Raw genomic sequence first — 17,178 nt, forward strand, 5'->3', positions numbered from 1 at the left:
ATGAGACTTCTACAGGAAGAGGACGACGGATATGACATCCGCATTCACTAACGGCAAGCGCGCTCTCGCTGCCACAGCCGGACTGGCCGCTGCGGCGCTCGTTCTGGCCGGCTGCTCGGCGGGCGGCGACACCGCCGCTTCCACGGGCGGACCGATCACGATCGGCACCACCGACAAGGTCACGATGCTTGACCCCGCAGGCTCCTACGATTCCGGTTCCTTCTCGGTACAAACCCAGGTCTTTCCGTTGCTCATGAACAGCGACTACGGCACCGCGGATGTCGAACCCGACATCGCGGTCAGCGCCGAGTTCACCACACCGACCGAATACACGGTCGTGCTCAAGCCCGATCTAGAGTGGGCGAACGGAAACGCGCTCACCGCGTCGGACGTCAAGTTCAGCTTCGACCGTCAGCTCGCCATTGTTGCCGACAATGAACCCTCGGCATTGCTCGCTAATTTAGACAGCACCGCGGCCATTGACGACACCACAGTCGTTTTCACGCTGAAGGCAGGGAACGACCAGATCTTCCCGCAGATCCTGTCGAGTCCCGCCGGAGTCATCGTCGACGAGGACTCCTTCTCGGCCACCGAGCTGACGACCGACGACGACATCGTCGCTGCCAACGCATTCGCTGGCCAGTACGTGTTGACGAGCTACGACTTCAACAACCTGCTCTCCTACAAGGCCTATGAGGGTTACCAGGGCCTGCTCGGGGCGGCCAAGACCGACGTCATTAACGTCAAGTACTACACCGACGCATCCAACCTCAAGCTGGATGTTCAGGAAGGCAACATCGACGTCGCGTGGCGCAGTCTGTCGGCGACCGACATCGATGACCTGCGCGGAAACGATGCGGTCAAGGTCGTTGACGGACCCGGCGGCGAGATTCGGTACATCACATTCAACTTCAACACGCAGCCCTTCGGCGCGACGACCGCAGAAGCCGACCCGGTAAAGGCCCTCGCTGTTCGAGTGGCCGTCGCCGATCTTGTTGACCGGGAAGAGATCGCCAGCCAGGTCTACAAGGGGTCATTTACTCCCCTGTACTCCTACGTGGCAGCCGGACTTACCGGAGCTAACGAGTCCCTCAAGGGGCTCTACGGCGACGGTGAAGGGGGACCCGACGCGGCGAAGGCGGCGGCTGGTCTCGAAGCAGCCGGCATTACTGAGCCGGTAGAACTCAACCTGCAGTACAGTAACGACCACTACGGCCCCAGCTCTGGCGATGAGTACGCCATGGTGAAGGACCAGCTCGAAGCGTCTGGATTGTTCACAGTAAACCTTCAGACGACGGAATGGGTTCAGTACTCCAAGGACAGAACGGCCGACGTGTACCCGGCCTATCAGCTCGGCTGGTTCCCGGACTATTCCGACGCTGACAACTACCTGTTGCCGTTCTTCGCTGAGGGTAACTTTCTGCAGAATCACTACGACGACACCGAGGTTACCGCTCTGATCAAGAAGCAGGGTGTTACCAACGACCCCGACGAGCGTACCGCGCTCATCGAGGAAATCCAGGACAAGGTCGCGGCCCAGCTGTCGACAGTACCGCTGCTGCAGGGCGCGCAGGTCGCCATCACGGGGACCGACATTACCGGGGCAGAAAACACCCTGGACTTGTCGTTCAAGTTCCGCTACGGCGCGCTGGCCAAGGGCTAGCCCGGACTGCGACTAGAGTTTTCTCTAGTCTGATCACCGGGGGTATCCAGCGATGCAATCGCTGGATACCCCCGATTTTGTTGCAATCGTAAAATCGTGCAATCGTGAGGTATTTATGTCCACTGTGGCCCTAAAGCCATCTGCTCCGCCCGCCGGCGGACGTGTTTCGAAAAAGAAGACCGGTCAAGGTGGCGGAATCGGTCGGTATCTCCTCATTCGGTTCCTGCTCATCTTTCCGACGATCCTCATTTTGGTATCGATGGTGTTTTGGTTGATGCGCACGACGGGTGACCCGATCACGGCCGCGTTGGGCGGAAAGCTCGGCCCGGATCAGCTCGCCGAACGCATCAGCGCGGCTGGCTACGACCGGCCTATCGTCGTCCAATACTTTGAGTACCTCGGCCAGGTATTCACCGGCAACTTCGGCACGACGATTAGCACCAACCGGCCGGTGTCTGAGGTTCTGCTCACCTACGGATCCGCGACCGCCGAGCTGGTGTTCTACGCCCTTATCGTGGCCTTCATCGTGGGAATCCCTCTCGGTATGGTTGCCGCATACTGGCGGGACAAGGCGCCGGATGCCTTCCTTCGTGTCTTCGCCATTCTCTGCTATGCCACACCGGTGTTCTTCGCCGGACTGCTGCTCAAGCTCGTCTTCGCAGTTTGGCTCAAGGTCCTGCCGGTCGCCGGTCGCGCCACCATTGGTTCAGAACTACAATTGCAGTTTCTCTCAGACAAGACCGGCGTATATTTCATCGACGCGTTGAAGACCGGAAACCCGGCCGTCTTGGCTGATGTTCTGCTCCACGCTGTGCTGCCCGCTCTCGCGCTGGGCCTGCTCACGGCTGGCGTCTTCCTGCGCCTCGTGCGTACCAACATCATCGGCACCCTCGGTACCGACTATGTGGATGCTGCCCGCTCGCGCGGGGTGAGTGAATTCCGCCTCGTGAGCAAGCACGCCTACCGCCCCGCGCTCATTCCGATCATCACCGTCATTGGCCTTCAGATAGCCCTCCTGCTCGGTGGTGCTGTCCTGACCGAAACGACCTTTGAGTGGAAGGGGCTGGGCTTTATCCTCATCGAGTTCGTCAAAGCCCGTGACTTCGTGGCCGTGCAGGGCATCGTTGCCCTGCTCGCCGTGATTGTGGCCCTGTCCAACTTCATCGTGGACATCATTGCCGCGCTCATCGACCCGAGAGTGCGGTACTGACCATGACAACGTTCACTGACAGCACGAACGCCCACAAGGCTCCACTCTGGACTCGGCTGCCCGTCGTGCATCAACTCCGTCAAAGCGTCGGCCTGCAACGAGGAATGCTCGTGGTCGGCCTCGTGCTCACCGGCATCTTCATTCTCACCGCGATCTTCGCGCCGCTGCTCGCGCCGTACGGCTACAGCCAGCTGCGCGATGACAGCGGCCCCTTCGGCGCCCAGCAAGAACCCGGTGGTAACCACCTGCTCGGCACCACCGTCGGCGGCTACGACGTGCTTTCGCGGGTCATTTGGGGCTCGCAGACCGCGATCACCGTCATGGTCGTCGCCGTCGTGCTGTCGATCTTCGCCGGTGTGGCGCTCGGGCTGGTCTCCGGCTACTTCGGCGGCTGGCTCGACCGTGTGCTCGTCGTCATCTGCGACGCCGTCTACGCCTTCCCGCCGCTGCTGCTCGCCATCGTCATGGGCATCGTCATCTCCGGCGGTCGCTCCAACCTGTGGGGCGGAATCCTTGCGGCCGCGATCTCCATCACCGTGGTCTTCATCCCGCAGTACTTCCGGGTGATTCGTGCGGAGACTGTGCGCATCAAGGCCGAGGCCTACGTGGAATCGGCCCGCGTGCTCGGCGCGAGCAACGGCCGCATCATGTTCCGTCACGTTCTGCGCAACGCCACCCGCACCCTGCCGCTGATCTTCACCCTCAACGCTTCGGAAGCCCTGCTGACCCTGGCCGGCCTCGGGTTCATCGGCTTCGGCATCGAACCCTCCTCCGCCGCCGAGTGGGGCTACGACCTGAACAAGTCACTCTCCGACGTCACCAGTGGCATCTGGTGGACCAGCCTGTTCCCCGGTCTGGCCATCGTTCTCGTCGTGCTCGGCATCACCCTGGTCGGCGAGAGCCTCAATGACCTCGCCGACCCGCGGCTGCGCAGTCGCCGTGCCCCCGGAAAGACGGCCGGCATCGTCGCAGCGACCAGCGTCGTTCCCGGTGGAACCCTGGCTGCCGGTCCTGGCGGTATCGACGGGCTCGAAGCCGGCCTGCCGGCGCACGACCAACACGTGAACGACGACCCATTCGAGGCCAAATAATGAGCGCGCAGTCCCTTCCCGACGTCGTACGCATCGACAACCTCAATGTGACCTTCGCCACCGACGGTGGCGCGGTCAAGGCCGTCGACGGCGTGAGCCTGCGCGTCGCTCCCGGAGAAGTGCTCGCCATCGTGGGGGAGAGCGGCAGCGGCAAGACCGTCACCGCGAAGACCATCCTCGGCCTGCTGCCCGAGACGGCTACCGCCCACGGTGCAGTCATCCTGAGCAGCAAGGACGGTTCCAACTCCAACGACGTGCTCTCCGTCAGCAAGCAGAAACTGCGTCAACTGCGGGGAACGGATGTTTCCATGGTCTTCCAGGAGCCGTCAACGGCCCTGAACCCCGTATTCACCGTCGGCTGGCAGATTGCCGAGGGCATCCGCGCCCACGGTGAATTCAGCCGCAAGGAAGCCCGCGCCAAGGCGATTGAGATTCTCGGCCGGGTCGGTATCCCCGACCCGGAGAGCCGCGTCGACTACTACCCGCACCAGTTCTCCGGCGGCCAGAAGCAGCGGGTCGTCATCGCCATGGCCCTCGTGCTCGACCCCGGGCTCATCGTCGCCGACGAGCCGACCACGGCGTTGGATGTGACCGTGCAGGCCGAGATCCTCGACCTTCTCCGCCGCTGCCGCGACGAATTCGGCACCGCCATCGTGTTGATCACCCACAATATGGGTGTCGTCGCCGATCTCGCCGACCGCGTCGTCGTGATGTACGAGGGCAAAGTCGTCGAAGAAGCTCCAGCCCAGGATCTGTTCTCCAACCCCAAACACGAGTACACCAAGCGACTGCTCGGCTCTGTGCCCCGCGTTGGCCACGGCACGGTACGGGCAACCGCACGGTTGCAGGCTCGGGAGTCCGATTGGGTGAATCAGACCCCGGTCGTCGTCGCGAACAATCTGAAGATCCAGTACCCGGGCCGGCTCGGCAAACCCGGTTTTACCGCCGTCGATGGGGTGAGCTTCAGCATCCGCCCAGGCGAGGTACTCGGTCTGGTCGGCGAGAGCGGATCCGGCAAGACCACCATCGGTCGGGCCATGGGCGGTCTCACCAAGGTGACCGGCGGCTCGCTGACGGTGCTCGGCCATGAGATGAATGGTTTCAGGGAACGCGCCTTCAAGAAGGTGCGCAGCGACATCGGATTTATCTTTCAGGACCCGGCTTCGAGCTTCAACCCGTTACTCACCATTGCCGAATGCGTCGCCGAGCCGCTCGTCGTGCACGGGCGGGCAGCGAACACCCGGGCCGCCCGCAAGCGGGTAGACGAACTGCTCGAAGCCGTGCAGCTGCCCAAAGCTTTCGGCGACCGGTACCCGCACGAGCTCAGCGGTGGCCAGCGGCAACGGGCCAGCCTGGCTCGTGGGCTCGCGCTCGAGCCGAGCCTGCTTATCGCCGATGAACCGACCAGCGCTCTCGACGTGTCCGTGCAGGCGAAGGTGCTCGAACTCTTCGCCGAGATCCAGGCGGAATTCGGGTTCGCGGCCTTGTTCATCAGTCACGACCTTGCCGTCGTCGACATTCTCGCTGACCGCATTGCCGTGCTGTATAAGGGAAAATTGGTCGAGGAAGGCACCGGCGCCGAGGTGCTCGGAGCTCCGAAAGATCCGTACACGCAGCGGCTGCTCGCCTCGCTTCCGGTGCCCGACCCGGCCACGCAGGCCTTGCGCCGGGACGAGCTTCGCCTTCTGCGTGCGGCAGGACAGACCGTATGAAGCAAGATGCGGCATCCGTTCCCCCGATCAATTCCAGTGATCTGACCATCGAATACCCGCCGCACGGGGCGAGCCCGGCGTTTGTCGCGGTGCACGGCTTCACCCTGCGCATCGCTCCGGGCGAGGTCGTGGGGTTGCTCGGCGAGAGTGGTTCCGGCAAGAGCACTCTGGCCCGGGTGCTCTCCGGTGACGCGTTTGTCAGCGAGAGCACCGGCATCCGTCCCCAGATCACCGGGGGCGAGGCGACCGTGCTCGGCTTCGGCCTCCGCCGCATCAGCAAACGCAAGCTGGCGCGGCTCACCTTCGGTGTCGGCTTGCTCGCCCAGGACGCGGCCGATACCCTGCCGTCGACCATGACGGTCGCCGAGATTGTCGCCGAACCGGTGCTCGAACGCGATCGACGCTACAACCGTAGTGCCCTCGGGGTACGGGTCGCCACCATGATCGATGCGGTGCGGTTGCCACTGGTCGTTCTCGGCCAGTACCCGTATGAGCTCTCCAGCGGCCAGCGTCAGCGCGTGGCGCTGGCTCGCGCCCTTGTGTTCGGACCGTCGCTCTTGATCGCTGACGAGCCCACAGCGGGCGTTGACGTTACGGTGCGCGGCGCCATCATCGACCTGATCAGCGAGCTGCAGCTGGAGCGATCTTTCTCGGCGCTCGTGATCAGCCACGACCTGGCCGTGCTGCGGCAGGTCGCCAACCGTATCGGTGTCATGCATCAGGGTGTGTTGGTCGGCCTCGGCACCATCGAGGAGGTCTTTCGGGACCCGTGGCACCCGTATGTCAAGGGGCTTGCCGCCGCCCTGCAGCCAGCCGAAGTCGAACCGAACGTTCACACCGACGTCGACGAGGCCAGCGCGCGCGATGCCGCCGATAGCGGCGATGAAACGGATGCCGCAGTTCGCTTTTGAGATCAATCACGGCCCCTCCCTCCCGATTTCGGGCCGGAGCAGTCGTGACCGCGCCGACACGCCCGACCGTACTTTGGTGCGTGAGACTGCGCAACTGTTGCGTCGGCCCGACTTTCCGGGGCTGAACGCGTTCTGAGCCCTGCGAATGGCGCCAGCGGAGGCGAACAGAACCCGTTGTGGTTTGGGCCCCGCAAGAAAACTTGGTAAAGTAGCAACGCTGCTCAAGCATTCCTCGATAGCTCAATTGGCAGAGCAGCGCACTGTTAATGCGCAGGTTCTTGGTTCGAGTCCAAGTCGGGGAGCGAAAGGCCACTCAGGGCTCCACCCCGGGTGGCCTTTTTTGTCGGTATATTCCGGCCGACAAAAAAGGTCTTCCTCAATTTTCAACGGGCGCCAGGGCTTCGGCACAAGAGACGGCGGTCAGCAGTGGAGTTCGCGCAACTTCTGGTACCGGCGCTCGGCGCACTGTGTGGTGCGTTGTTGGTGCTCTGGGTGATCGGCCTGCTGCGCTCTCGCCGGATCATCTTTGACCGCAACGCCGCCGAGCGCGTGCGCATCGAGCTGGAACTGTCTCTCGCCGAGCAACAGGGGCGCCTGGCTATCATCCGCGAGCTGCAGGACGGCGCCGTGCTCACCATTGCCCGCCTGATCACCCGGGCCGAAGGCGCACGGTACACCGCCGAAAGTGATCCCTCCACGGCCGTACGCGCTGCCACCGCGCTCGTCGACGACGGCCGAGTGGCCCTCGCGGACATGCGCCGGGTGCTGACGATCGTGCGCGAAGGCGAAACCGTCGGCGCCCTGCAGCCCGGCCCGCAGTCCACCCGCGACCTGTTTCGGGTCATGCGCGACGCCGGACTGGTGGTCAGTTTCAGCGAATCCGGCGAGCGCTTCGCCCTCAAGGCGGGCGCCGAACTGGCCATTTTCCGCATTCTGCAGAGCGCCCTGTCGAACGCGCTCAAGCATGGTGGGGTCGGCACCGAGGCCCGTGTGTCGTTCACCTGGACGCGGGACGGCCTGCAGCTGCTCGTCGATGATGACGGCATTCGGGCCGCCGCCCGTCGTGACGGCAAGGAGGCCGGCGAACAGGCGGCGCGCACCCCGTATTCGATCGAAGACGACCTCAAGGCCCTCAGCGAGAGCATTGCCGGCCCCGGCATCACCCAGATGCGCGAGCGCGCCCAGCTGTTCGGCGGCGTGTTCAATGCCGGAACCGTTCCCGGCCTGGGGTTCTCCGTGTCGGCCGTGTTCCCATCGCTGCGCTTTCACAACGGCGTGCACGGCGTCGACCTGTCCCGGTAGACCAGCGGCATGAGCGAAATTCTGGCCGAAAAGGTTGACGAACAGCGTCAGCAACGACTGGTGACCCGCGAAGGCATCGCCGTGGGACTCGCGACCGCCGCCTACGGAGTGTCTTTCGGCGCTCTGTCGGTCGCCGCCGGACTCGACATCTGGCAGACCTGCTTCATCAGCATCGTGATGTTCTCCGGCGGTTCCCAGTTCGCCCTGGTCGGTGTTCTCGCCGCCGGCGGTGTCGCGGCCGGCCCGGCGGCGATCGCGAGCGCGGCCCTCCTCGGCGTGCGAAACGGCATCTACGGCATGCGCACCGCACCGATCGTCGGCACCGGGCTCTGGAAACGGTTCGCCGCCGCCTGGATCACCATCGACGAATCGACGGCGGTCGCCCTGGCCCAGCCCACCCCGCGTAGTCGGCGGGTCGGCTTCTGGGTCACCGGTCTCGCCGTCTTCATCGGCTGGAACATCACAACCATGCTCGGCGCCCTGCTCGGTGATGCCCTCGGAGACACTCGGGCTTACGGCCTCGATGCGGCTGCCGCAGCGGCCTTCGTCGGCCTGCTCTGGCCACGATTGAAGCGGATGCAGGCGGTCGCGGTGGCCGTCGCCGCTGCGGTCGTCGCCGCGACGCTCACCCCCGTGCTCATGCCGGGCCTGCCCGTGCTGGTCGCAGCGCTCGTCGCGGTCGTGGTCGGCTTGTTCAACTGGCTGGGCACACCCGGCGTGCCGGGCGGGGCATCCACTCGCCGACCGATCGATGGAGCGGGGCTGAACTCATGACACTCTGGCAGATCATCATTGCCGCCTCGATCGCCGTGCTGGCGCTCAAACTCGCCGGATACCTGGTGCCTCCGGCTCTGCTGCACAAGCCAACGCCGGCCCGCATCGCCGATCTGCTGACCGTGGCCTTGCTGGCCGCGTTGATCGCGGTGCAGACGCTCGGCAACGGTCAGGCGCTGGTGCTGGATGCTCGCATTCCAGCGGTCATCGTGGCGGCTGGCCTGTTTGCGATCAAGACGCCGTTCATCGTGGTGGTGCTCGTGGCAGCCTTGGTCGCGGCCGGGCTGCGCGCGCTGACCTAGCCTTCGAGGTTGTCGACGCCGGGGATCCAGCTCAGGCCCGGAACGCCCCAGCTCTTCTTGCGCACGACCTTGGCGGCCATCTTGGCGTAGACGTGCTCCAGACGGTCAACGTAGAGCGTGCCGTCGAGGTGATCGAACTCGTGCTGGAAGATGCGGGCGAGCCAGCCATCCGCTCGAATTTCAAAGGGCTGTTGCTCAGCGTCGACAGCTCGCAGAATGGCCGATTCGGCTCGTTTAAGCGGAAAACGTTCACCGGGAAAGGACAGGCAGCCCTCATCCTCGTCGGCATCCTCATCGTCGACCGGTTCGGCGGAGACCGGGGTGATCCAGAGCTCCGGGTTGATCGCGACGCCTCGCCAGGTCACTTCGTCGTCGTCCTGATAGCTGTAGGTGAAGATTCGCAGCCCGACACCCACCTGCGTGGCGGCCAATCCCACCCCCGGCGCAGCATCCATCGTCTCGAACATGTCTCGCACCAGGTCGCGCAGATTGTCGTCGAAATCGACGACGGGAGCTGCGGGGGAGTGGAGAACGGGGTCACCAGAAATTACTATCGCGCGTACGGGCATTTCTCCAGAATATCGGGAAGCTTGTAGGTAGGGTCATGAAGTGACCTCTGACCTAACCGATCTGGCGAGTGAAATCGCCATTGATCCCAGGCAGGCCATCGGAATTCCGCTGGCCCTGGTCGGCGCGGTCTTCCTCTCCCTCGGCGCTCAGTTCCAGCATCGTGGGGTCACCAAGGTCGAAGCGCGCACTGAAGCGGTCACCGGTGGACTCAACGTTCGGCAGTTGACCTTGCTGCTCGCGCGACCGTCCTGGGTGTTCGGATCGCTCATGCTTGGCCTGGCGATCGTGTTCCAGCTCACGAGCCTCGCCTTTGCGCCCATCATCGTCGTGCAGCCGCTCGGTGCGGTTGCCCTTGTGATCACGGCGATTCTTAATGCCCGGGTCAGCCGGGTCAGTCTCAACCGGGCAAGCATCATCGCGATCTCGATGTGCGTGGGGGGTGTCGGGCTGTTTGTGACCGTTGCTGCGTTCACCGCCATCGACAAACCGGTCACCGATCGCAATTTGACCACGATTCTCATCGTGCTCGCGGTCGTCCTGCTGCTCTTCGCGCTGGCGTTCGGTTTTCTCCGTCACCGGTCGCAGGCAGTCTTCTATATTCTCGGTGCCGGAGTGCTGTACGGATTTGTCGCGACTCTCGCCAAAGTCATCATCAACCGCACCCAGAACGGAAATTTCGAGTGGCTGACCCTGACCTGTGTGCTTGGGTTGCTGCTCGCCGCTGCGCTCGGGGCCTATTTTGTGCAGAACGCGTATGCCTCTGGGCCACCGGATCTCGTCATTGCAGGGCTGACCGTCGTCGATCCTCTGGTTGCGGTGGGAATCGGCATTATTGTGCTCGGCGAGGCCAGCCAGGCACCGCCGGCAGCGGCCGTCGCCTTCGTCGTGGCGGGCGCCATCGCCATTTGGGGTGTCTTTTTGCTCGCACGGTATCATCCCCAGTTGGATCGCTGAAACGCGAAGAATTTTGGTGTTCTACGGTGCGGGCGCGTCTCGCGATGCTCGGTTTAGAATAGGGTCGTGTACGCCGCGTCAACGACCGAGCGCGCCCGAGACTTTCTGCCGGACGATGTTCCCGGCCCACCAACGTAGGGACCACTCCACTTGTCAGATGTGACCGACTTGCAGAGCAGCCCGACTCCGGGCGTTGCGCCACAGCGTGGCCCGAATGCCTCGGCGAAAAAACCGCCGATTCGGGTGCTCATCGCTGCGGACACGTTTGCTCCCGACGTGAACGGGGCTGCGCGTTTCGCCGAGCGGCTCGCCGCCGGCCTGGTGGAACGGGGCCACGAGGTGCAGATCATGGCGCCCGCTGCATCACGCAAGCACGGCAGCTGGACCGAGATGCACGAGGGCCAGCCCCTGGTGGTGCACCGCCTGCACAGCTGGCGCTGGTATCCGCACGACTGGCTGCGGTTTGCGCTGCCGTGGCTGGTTCGCGGCCAGAGCCGTCGCATTCTCGATTCCTACCGCCCAGACGTCGTGCATTTTCAGTCGCACATCAACGTCGGGCGTGGCGTGTCGATCGAGGCGGCGAAGCGAGACATTCGTTTGGTTGGTACGAACCATTTCATGCCCGAGAACATGGTGAAATTTTCCCTGGTTCCGTTGGGTTTTCAGGATCGCGTGATCAAGGCGGCCTGGCGAGCGGCCCGGCGCACGTTCGGACGTGCCGCAGCGGTGACTACGCCCACCCGGCGGGCCGCCCAGTTCCTGGAAAAATACACCGGGCTGACCGGTGTCCACGCCATTTCCTGCGGCATTGACGCCGATAACTACTCGCCGAATTTTGAACCACGAACGGAGAACCGCATTCTGTTCGTGGGGCGGGTCACCGGCGAGAAGCAGATCGACGTGCTGCTCGAAGCGGTGGCGAAGTTGAAGCCCGACCTCGATGTGCAGGTCGAAATCGTGGGCGGGGGAGACCAGAAACGCAACCTGGAGCACCTGGCTGACACCCTCGGCATCCGCTCACGGGTCACGTTTACCGGCTACGTGACGGATGCGGAGCTGCGCGCGGCGTACTCGCGGGCGACGGTTTTCGCGATGCCGTCGATCGCTGAGCTGCAGAGCATCGCCACCATGGAGGCCATGGCCTCCGGATTGCCGATCGTCGCGGCTGACGCCATGGCGCTCCCGCACCTCGTGCATGACCAGGCGAACGGGTACCTGTTCAAGCCGAGCGATGCGCAAGATCTCGCCGACAAACTCACTCTCGTGCTCACGGCGACGCCGGAGCTCCTGGAGGCGCTCAAGCGCGAGTCGCTCAAGCTCATTGCCGCGCACGACATCAAGCGCACGTTGAGCACATTCGAATGCCTGTATCGTGGGGAGCCGGTGGGCGATTTGGTCACCAACGGGGCCTCGGCGCATCTGCCGGAGTAGTCACGTAGTTCTGGCGGGACGTTTTGGTCGCGCTTTTTGGGGCGGTAGCTCAGCTGGTTAGAGCAGCGGACTCATAATCCGTCGGTCCCGGGTTCAAGTCCCGGCCGCCCTACAATGAAAAATGCTGGTTAGACTGTATTTCAATCGAAGTTCGTCTTTTTTGATCTCACCATAGAGACACCTAAACAGACACCTAAGGGTTCTTCAAGGGCAGCAAATTTTTCGCCGTAGGGCTGGTCAGCTGGGTGCGACGCAATCGCTGCGCAAAGCCTTCGACCTAGGAGTCAAGGCCATCCAGACGGCCGACATTCGCACCGCTCGCGCCGCGGCACTGGTCGCTATTGCCGCTCTTTTGTGGTGGGCGATACTAGATTCGACCTGATGACCACTATCCGGGACCCTGGACACAGCGCACCAGCCCGACGAACGGCTGGTTCTTCGCACTGGCTCTTTGCACTGCCCGGTGGCCACGTGCGGATCCGTCGCGTTTACGTGCCGGATAACTGTGTGGAGGGAGGGAAGGCGAGCGGCCATTTCGCCCCTGCCGGCACCGGCCTGTGACCGCTACGAATTCTAGGGTGACCCTTGCATCGGCCGCTGGTGGCGCGGGGTTGGCGACCGCGGGCGTGGACTGGGGCTTTAGATACGCTGATGCCTGCCACGTGATGCGACAGCACGCGGCCTGCAGCGATCGCTTGATTGAGGGGAATCGCATGCCGACCTTCCGTCTCCGGTCTCAGGCATGTTTCTGAACCTGTTCCTCCAGTACAAACGCCCGACACATTTCCGTGTTGGCCACCGGTCGCCGCTCTGGCCGAAGGGCGAGGAGTTCCTTCGTTTCGATGCCATGCAGCGCAAGCGCATCGCTGGCGCCGCCACAGTCAACTTCGACCAAGTCGAGGCAATGGCGGATCTTGAATCGCAGTTCGGCGTCCAGGCTCAAGTGCGCTATGTGTGCGCTGGATTCGCGACGCGGGACGCGCTGTATTCGCACTTTGCGGCAAGTGCTCTAGTCGCCCATTCCACGTTCGTCGAGCCGCGACGACTTCGCTTAGGTTCAGGGTTTCACTCCTACTGGACCTATCAATCAATGAACCTCAGCTCGGGCCAGCCGAATCCGGGCGGGCCGCGCGATGAAGCCAAGAACGGTCTGGACTTTTTTACCGACATGCGCGCCGCCAACTTCTCCGCGAGCTCGCTTGACGAGTTCGTCTACAACTCCTCGTTGGCGGCCGCGCGAGCAAAGGAGGGCGACTCGTGGAAGCGCCGTCGCGGCAGGGAAGGGTCGTTCGCAGAGTTGGAAGAGGAACGGCGCACCGAGGTGGTCGACGAGGTCAGGCGCGTATTCAGCACGTCTCACGCAGATCAGATTGTGCAGACGATCGAGACGGCAGCGGTGGCCCGCACCCTGGACCTCGAGTGGATGATCGTCGAGGCTTAGAGCGTAGTCAGTAGAGCGTGCAGCTAGGGCGAAGGACTACGGGATGAACGACGGCGACGTGGTGGAGTTCCGTCTCTCACGATCGTGATGGCATCCTCCGGATCCACGCATACAGTAAAATCTCTCCTTTTTGCGTATGCCCTGACAGGTTCATCTTTTTGGACGGACTGGCAGCCGCTCATCGCCCCTTGGTCGCGATCCTCGGCGTCGTGCTTGGCGCGAGCCTCACGGGGCGGCGCGCTCGTCTGAACGCCGAGCCTGCAAGGCGGTACGAAAAGAGGTCAGACGCCTACTTGGCGGCGATCGAACCGGCGTTCCAGCTGAGCGACAAGATGCGCATCTTTGTCAATATTTTGCTGGTCACCCGCTGCTCAGCGATCGTTTACGGATAATTCCGCGGTGTTTGGGCGCTGATTCAACGTGTGCTGGAGCTGCGCAATTTGTTCTCCCAGAGCTCGGATCTCACCGCGTGTCGCCGCTTGCTCATCCTCTTCCTGTTGTGAAACGCGCTCGACGATCCACGAGGCGAGGGTCGCTGTCACGACGCCGAGAAGTGCCACACCACCGAGCATAAGCGCGCCGGCTATCAGGCGTCCTTGTGTTGTCACAGGAGCAAAATCGCCGTATCCGACCGTTGTCACGGTGACGAATGCCCACCAGAGAGCGTCACCAAAATTTGTGATGGTCGGATCCGGGGCGGCCCGTTCGCTATCGAGAACAGCGAGTGCGGCGACGAATACCAGCAGGGCCGCTGCGCCGGCGACATAGATGACGACGCGGCCTCGGAAGGCGGCACCGGCGGTGCGTTGGAGCACAGCCAGCAGGGTGACCAGGCGAAGTAGTCGAAGTGGCCGGAAGAGGGGGAGAGCAACGATCAGAAGGTCGAAGACGTGCGTGTAGAACCACTTCCACCGTCTGGGTGCAAGAGTGAGGTTAGCCAGGTAGTCCAGGGCAAACATCACCCAAGTGGCGGTGATTACGGTTTCGGCAACGAGGTCAGCAGGGCCGCGGAGGTCGCCGATGACTGCCCATGTGTAGGCGACGAGAAATATCACTGCGGCGGCCGTCAGCGGCCATTCAGAAAGGTGCTGCCAGCGAGATTGGGTCATCCCTTGATGATGTCAGCGCGCGTACCCGTCGACGACCAGTCTCGTGGAGAGCCAGCGCTTGTCAGGCTCTGGGCCGGTCGGAAACGCATCAACCTGGCCGCCCACGTTGTTGGGCCTTCGAACGAGAGTGACGTTGGTCAGTCACGTTCTCGGTCACGGGTGTGTATGCCCAAACGGTCGGCGACCTCACCACGAAGCGTGCTGAGTTCGAGAATAGATGCGATGCAGCGAGGGCTGTAGTTGTGCCGATCAGCACTTCTCAGCGGCATTCTGGCGGAACCGACTGGACCTAGGCACTACACCGAAGACAATCGTGCCCGACGCCGGCGGCGCACCCGTTGAGAGCTCACGAAGTTCAGGCGGCGGAAGACTTCTTGACATCGCGGAGCGCGAGTCCAAGACGGTCGGCGACCTCGACCTCGACCTTGGGCGTTCCGAGTTCGAGCATGGAGGTGATCACTGCCGCAGCGGCTGTGCGGGCAGCCGTGCTCTGCTTCGCTGCACGGTCCTGAATAGTAAAACCAAGTGCAGGGATCGGTAGGGCAGGCATCGAGGCTCCGGGCGAGTTGCGGCGTAAGGGGCGTCTCGACGGGCGCGGCGGAGGTACTCGGATTAGCGGAGTGACGGGGACTGACCGTGCGATTTTTCCTTCAGATGGCGCAAGTTCAGAGTCAGGCTAGCCCGCAGACAGGGCTCCAGTCGAGCCCGTCCCGCGACGCGGCACAGCGTCTTTCGAGCTGGGCGGAGGCATTCCCGGTTCGGGATAGTCAGCCATTGCTCGAGCTCAAGGTCCAGGAAGACAGTGTGCCTGACGTCGGTGTCGGTGGCCCGCGATACCGTGGTGAGATGACACGTAATGTGCGCCCGTCCACCCGTTTTGTCCTCGTCGGCTCGTGGGAAGAATGTGCGGCCTGGGCCAGCCGTGCCCTACTGGATCTCAAGGAATGGGCCCACCTCGAGCCAGTCGGTGTTGGCCCTGCCTTGCGGGTGTTCGAACTGCGTGACGAGATCGACCAGTTGGCTGAGCGTTTAGCAGCGGAGCGGAGGGGACGGGTCATGGCCGTCCTCGAGGTCCACGAAGACGTCACGGACCTCGCTCACCGGGTCCGAGTTCCGGGTGGCCTTGGTTTTGATGCTCAGGTCGACTGGTTTCTCGCCGATATGCTCGGTCGTGACGCCGCCGATAGTCGGGTGACTCGATCCGAGGGCGAGACGACGGACGGGCTCCGCTTCTGGAGTGGCATGATCGGCCGGCATATGTATACGATCACGACGACTCACACCGCTGACAAATAGATGGTGAAGGCCACGCGCGGGCATGGACAATTGCTGTCCTCGGTCGGTCGGTCGGTCGGTCTGAGATGAGATGAGATGAGATTCTCCTCTGCCAAGTTGCCACAGATTTTCGGAAGGATTCAGTCATGTCGCGTGTCGTCCGCCGCCCGGTACCCCTGTTCATGGACGTCGACGGGTCGCTCCTCGCCTGTCCGACAGACACGGGCGAAGCCGATCCTCGGCTTCGAACCGGCCGGCCTGACCTGGATTTCCCCGATGACCTGTCGTACCCGACCAGAATCTGGTTCGACCCTGAGGTCGTGGCGGGCCTCAACAAGCTCGTCAATGAGGGGCCTGTCCAACTAATTTGGGCGAGCACATGGGATCACGCGGCAAATCGGCTGCTTGTGCCGGCCGTCGGTCTGCTCGAGGCGCCGTACGACGTTGCCGAGATCGGGACTCGGTACGGGGGCCAGATGGCTGCAGGTATCTGGGTGAAGGCCCTGGCCGTAGGCCGGTGGCTTCTAGAGAACGGACTCCAAAATGCTCCCATCGTCATGGTCGACGACTTGCTGACCAGCCACGCGAGCGGGTTCCTGAGCCCACATCGGCGGAGCATAGAAGTCGTGGGCGGGGGCCAGAACTTATTTATCGAGACGCAACCGGAGCAAGGGCTGCATGTTGCACAGGTGGCGGAGATCCGTTCTTTCAGTGAGCGAATCGCGCAGGGAACCTTCTCCTAGCATGCGCTGGATTCCCGGTGGCGGCCCGTCAGCCCACCAGGCCCTCCACTTGAGCCCGGGGTGTGCTCGCCTCGGCAGCGCGGCACCAACGAAAACACCAACGGCTTACTTCGCCAACACCTACCCCAGAGCACCGACCTCAACCTGACGAACACTGCACGACCCGAGGAGATCGTGACCGAGCTCAACAACCGCCCACGCAGAGCATTGACGTGGCAGTCTCCCATTGAGGTCTTGAACGCCTCCGTTATTGCATTGACCGCTTGAAACTGTCGCCAATTGAAAACAGGACCACTATCTGTGTTTCTATTATCCCGTATCAGCGACAGGCTGGTGGCTTTTGAGCCGATAGCTGGTGCCATTGAGGCTGAGAACGTCAGCGTCGTGCACGATGCGGTCGATCATGGCGGAGGTGACGGTCTGGTCGCCGAAAACCGCAGCCGGGCGACCCGCCGGTGGTGGTGTCGAAGAGGACGCGGTTGCCGTGCATGGAAGCCTGACCTGCAATCTCGATACCCGTGACAAGCATTGGCGTAGGGGCTGAAAATCGAGGCCAGTGAGATGTGGCCTGTCAAGCGCCATGAAGAACGGCCCACTGGCGGCCCCGATGGGGCCCATGCCGGCAAGATAGCTGTTGGTCGTTTTTCCTCGCGAGCCGCTGTCAGACGTGTCCCCAAGTGATGGTGTCTT

18 protein-coding genes and 2 tRNA genes are annotated in these 17,178 nt (G+C 63.0%); 16 read left to right on the forward strand and 4 right to left on the reverse strand.

Annotated features, from left to right (window positions below):
- Nucleotides 1–31: 31 nt before the first annotated feature.
- The 9 genes from E3T31_RS10585 to E3T31_RS10625 all read left to right on the forward strand — a co-directional run bounded on the left by E3T31_RS10585 (nucleotide 32) and on the right by E3T31_RS10625 (nucleotide 8,965).
- The gene (locus E3T31_RS10585; RefSeq protein WP_134468684.1) at nucleotides 32–1,663 is read left to right on the forward strand and encodes an ABC transporter substrate-binding protein; all 1,632 of its coding nucleotides are present in this window, start codon (nucleotides 32–34) and stop codon (nucleotides 1,661–1,663) included.
- 115 nt (nucleotides 1,664–1,778) lie between these two features.
- Complete coding sequence (locus tag E3T31_RS10590; protein WP_134468685.1) at nucleotides 1,779–2,873, forward strand: ABC transporter permease; 1,095 nt, start codon at nucleotides 1,779–1,781, stop codon at nucleotides 2,871–2,873.
- Between the two features lie 2 nt (nucleotides 2,874–2,875).
- Nucleotides 2,876–3,964 carry an ABC transporter permease gene (locus E3T31_RS10595; protein WP_134468686.1) on the forward strand — a complete coding sequence of 363 codons (1,089 nt, stop codon included), beginning with the start codon at nucleotides 2,876–2,878 and terminating at the stop codon, nucleotides 3,962–3,964.
- The gene (locus E3T31_RS10600; RefSeq protein ID WP_134468687.1) at nucleotides 3,964–5,676 is read left to right on the forward strand and encodes an ABC transporter ATP-binding protein; all 1,713 of its coding nucleotides are present in this window, start codon (nucleotides 3,964–3,966) and stop codon (nucleotides 5,674–5,676) included. The genes E3T31_RS10595 and E3T31_RS10600 overlap by 1 nt, the downstream gene beginning before the upstream one ends.
- Complete coding sequence (locus tag E3T31_RS10605) at nucleotides 5,673–6,587, forward strand: ATP-binding cassette domain-containing protein (protein ID WP_134468688.1); 915 nt, start codon at nucleotides 5,673–5,675, stop codon at nucleotides 6,585–6,587. The genes E3T31_RS10600 and E3T31_RS10605 overlap by 4 nt, the downstream gene beginning before the upstream one ends.
- Before the next feature lie 229 nt (nucleotides 6,588–6,816).
- Nucleotides 6,817–6,889, forward strand: a tRNA-Asn gene (locus E3T31_RS10610).
- A 124-nt stretch (nucleotides 6,890–7,013) separates the two neighbouring features.
- Complete coding sequence (locus E3T31_RS10615) at nucleotides 7,014–7,889, forward strand: sensor histidine kinase (protein ID WP_134468689.1); 876 nt, start codon at nucleotides 7,014–7,016, stop codon at nucleotides 7,887–7,889.
- A 9-nt stretch (nucleotides 7,890–7,898) separates the two neighbouring features.
- Nucleotides 7,899–8,663: an AzlC family ABC transporter permease gene (locus tag E3T31_RS10620; RefSeq protein ID WP_134468690.1), complete on the forward strand. Its 765-nt coding sequence runs from the start codon at nucleotides 7,899–7,901 to the stop codon at nucleotides 8,661–8,663.
- Nucleotides 8,660–8,965, forward strand: coding sequence for an AzlD domain-containing protein (locus E3T31_RS10625; protein WP_104134558.1), 306 nt, complete (start codon nucleotides 8,660–8,662; stop codon nucleotides 8,963–8,965). Before E3T31_RS10620 ends, E3T31_RS10625 begins: the two co-directional genes overlap by 4 nt.
- Here E3T31_RS10625 and def read toward each other — a convergent pair.
- Nucleotides 8,962–9,534 (reverse strand): peptide deformylase, encoded by a 573-nt coding sequence (gene def, locus E3T31_RS10630; RefSeq protein WP_134443335.1) that lies wholly within the window; start codon nucleotides 9,532–9,534, stop codon nucleotides 8,962–8,964. The genes E3T31_RS10625 and def overlap by 4 nt on opposite strands.
- Nucleotides 9,535–9,574: 40 nt before the next feature.
- Here def and E3T31_RS10635 point away from each other — a divergent pair, with 40 nt between their 5' ends.
- From E3T31_RS10635 to E3T31_RS17810, 5 genes are all read left to right on the forward strand, one after another.
- Nucleotides 9,575–10,489, forward strand: coding sequence for a DMT family transporter (locus E3T31_RS10635; protein WP_134468691.1), 915 nt, complete (start codon nucleotides 9,575–9,577; stop codon nucleotides 10,487–10,489).
- 159 nt (nucleotides 10,490–10,648) lie between these two features.
- Entirely contained in the window at nucleotides 10,649–11,920 is a 1,272-nt protein-coding gene (locus E3T31_RS10640; protein ID WP_370304469.1) for a glycosyltransferase, read from the forward strand.
- A gap of 38 nt (nucleotides 11,921–11,958) precedes the next feature.
- Nucleotides 11,959–12,032 (forward strand) — tRNA-Ile (locus E3T31_RS10645).
- A gap of 630 nt (nucleotides 12,033–12,662) precedes the next feature.
- Complete coding sequence (locus E3T31_RS10650) at nucleotides 12,663–13,361, forward strand: hypothetical protein (RefSeq protein WP_134468692.1); 699 nt, start codon at nucleotides 12,663–12,665, stop codon at nucleotides 13,359–13,361.
- Between the two features lie 158 nt (nucleotides 13,362–13,519).
- Entirely contained in the window at nucleotides 13,520–13,753 is a 234-nt protein-coding gene (locus E3T31_RS17810; protein ID WP_166788469.1) for a hypothetical protein, read from the forward strand.
- On the opposite strand, the gene E3T31_RS10655 is transcribed toward E3T31_RS17810, so the two are convergent.
- Entirely contained in the window at nucleotides 13,733–14,470 is a 738-nt protein-coding gene (locus E3T31_RS10655; protein WP_134468693.1) for a potassium channel family protein, read from the reverse strand. The two genes, E3T31_RS17810 and E3T31_RS10655, sit on opposite strands and share 21 nt — an antisense overlap.
- A gap of 355 nt (nucleotides 14,471–14,825) precedes the next feature.
- Complete coding sequence (locus E3T31_RS10660; protein ID WP_134468694.1) at nucleotides 14,826–15,020, reverse strand: hypothetical protein; 195 nt, start codon at nucleotides 15,018–15,020, stop codon at nucleotides 14,826–14,828.
- 296 nt (nucleotides 15,021–15,316) lie between these two features.
- On the opposite strand from E3T31_RS10660, the gene E3T31_RS10665 reads away from it, so the two are divergent.
- The gene (locus tag E3T31_RS10665) at nucleotides 15,317–15,766 is read left to right on the forward strand and encodes a hypothetical protein (protein WP_134468695.1); all 450 of its coding nucleotides are present in this window, start codon (nucleotides 15,317–15,319) and stop codon (nucleotides 15,764–15,766) included.
- Nucleotides 15,767–15,891: 125 nt separating this feature from the next.
- Nucleotides 15,892–16,488, forward strand: a complete 597-nt coding sequence (locus E3T31_RS10670) for an HAD domain-containing protein (RefSeq protein WP_134468696.1) — start codon at nucleotides 15,892–15,894, stop codon at nucleotides 16,486–16,488.
- Between the two features lie 309 nt (nucleotides 16,489–16,797).
- Here the strand turns inward: E3T31_RS10670 and E3T31_RS18560 are convergent, their stop codons facing one another.
- A complete protein-coding gene (locus E3T31_RS18560; RefSeq protein WP_370304470.1) occupies nucleotides 16,798–17,106 on the reverse strand; it encodes an ATP-binding protein in 309 nt (102 codons plus the stop codon).
- Between the last annotated feature and the right edge of the window lie 72 nt (nucleotides 17,107–17,178).

It is taken from the genome of Cryobacterium sp. TMS1-13-1, from assembly GCF_004403125.1.
In the GTDB taxonomy this organism is placed as follows: domain Bacteria; phylum Actinomycetota; class Actinomycetes; order Actinomycetales; family Microbacteriaceae; genus Cryobacterium; species Cryobacterium levicorallinum.

Bases quoted from the DNA above. Each gene is read 5' to 3' on its own strand.
- E3T31_RS10605 (WP_134468688.1), top strand. From the start codon at position 5,673: ATGAAGCAAGATGCGGCATCCGTTCCCCCGATCAATTCCAGTGATCTG.
- E3T31_RS10625 (WP_104134558.1), top strand. From the start codon at position 8,660: ATGACACTCTGGCAGATCATCATTGCCGCCTCGATCGCCGTGCTGGCG.
- E3T31_RS10585 (WP_134468684.1), top strand. From the start codon at position 32: ATGACATCCGCATTCACTAACGGCAAGCGCGCTCTCGCTGCCACAGCC.
- E3T31_RS10595 (WP_134468686.1), top strand. From the start codon at position 2,876: ATGACAACGTTCACTGACAGCACGAACGCCCACAAGGCTCCACTCTGG.
- E3T31_RS10655 (WP_134468693.1), bottom strand. From the start codon at position 14,470: ATGACCCAATCTCGCTGGCAGCACCTTTCTGAATGGCCGCTGACGGCC.
- E3T31_RS10660 (WP_134468694.1), bottom strand. From the start codon at position 15,020: ATGCCTGCCCTACCGATCCCTGCACTTGGTTTTACTATTCAGGACCGT.
- E3T31_RS18560 (WP_370304470.1), bottom strand. From the start codon at position 17,106: ATGGGCCCCATCGGGGCCGCCAGTGGGCCGTTCTTCATGGCGCTTGAC.
- E3T31_RS10620 (WP_134468690.1), top strand. From the start codon at position 7,899: ATGAGCGAAATTCTGGCCGAAAAGGTTGACGAACAGCGTCAGCAACGA.
- def (WP_134443335.1), bottom strand. From the start codon at position 9,534: ATGCCCGTACGCGCGATAGTAATTTCTGGTGACCCCGTTCTCCACTCC.
- E3T31_RS10670 (WP_134468696.1), top strand. From the start codon at position 15,892: ATGTCGCGTGTCGTCCGCCGCCCGGTACCCCTGTTCATGGACGTCGAC.
- E3T31_RS10650 (WP_134468692.1), top strand. From the start codon at position 12,663: ATGTTTCTGAACCTGTTCCTCCAGTACAAACGCCCGACACATTTCCGT.
- E3T31_RS10600 (WP_134468687.1), top strand. From the start codon at position 3,964: ATGAGCGCGCAGTCCCTTCCCGACGTCGTACGCATCGACAACCTCAAT.
- E3T31_RS10665 (WP_134468695.1), top strand. From the start codon at position 15,317: ATGACACGTAATGTGCGCCCGTCCACCCGTTTTGTCCTCGTCGGCTCG.
- E3T31_RS10590 (WP_134468685.1), top strand. From the start codon at position 1,779: ATGTCCACTGTGGCCCTAAAGCCATCTGCTCCGCCCGCCGGCGGACGT.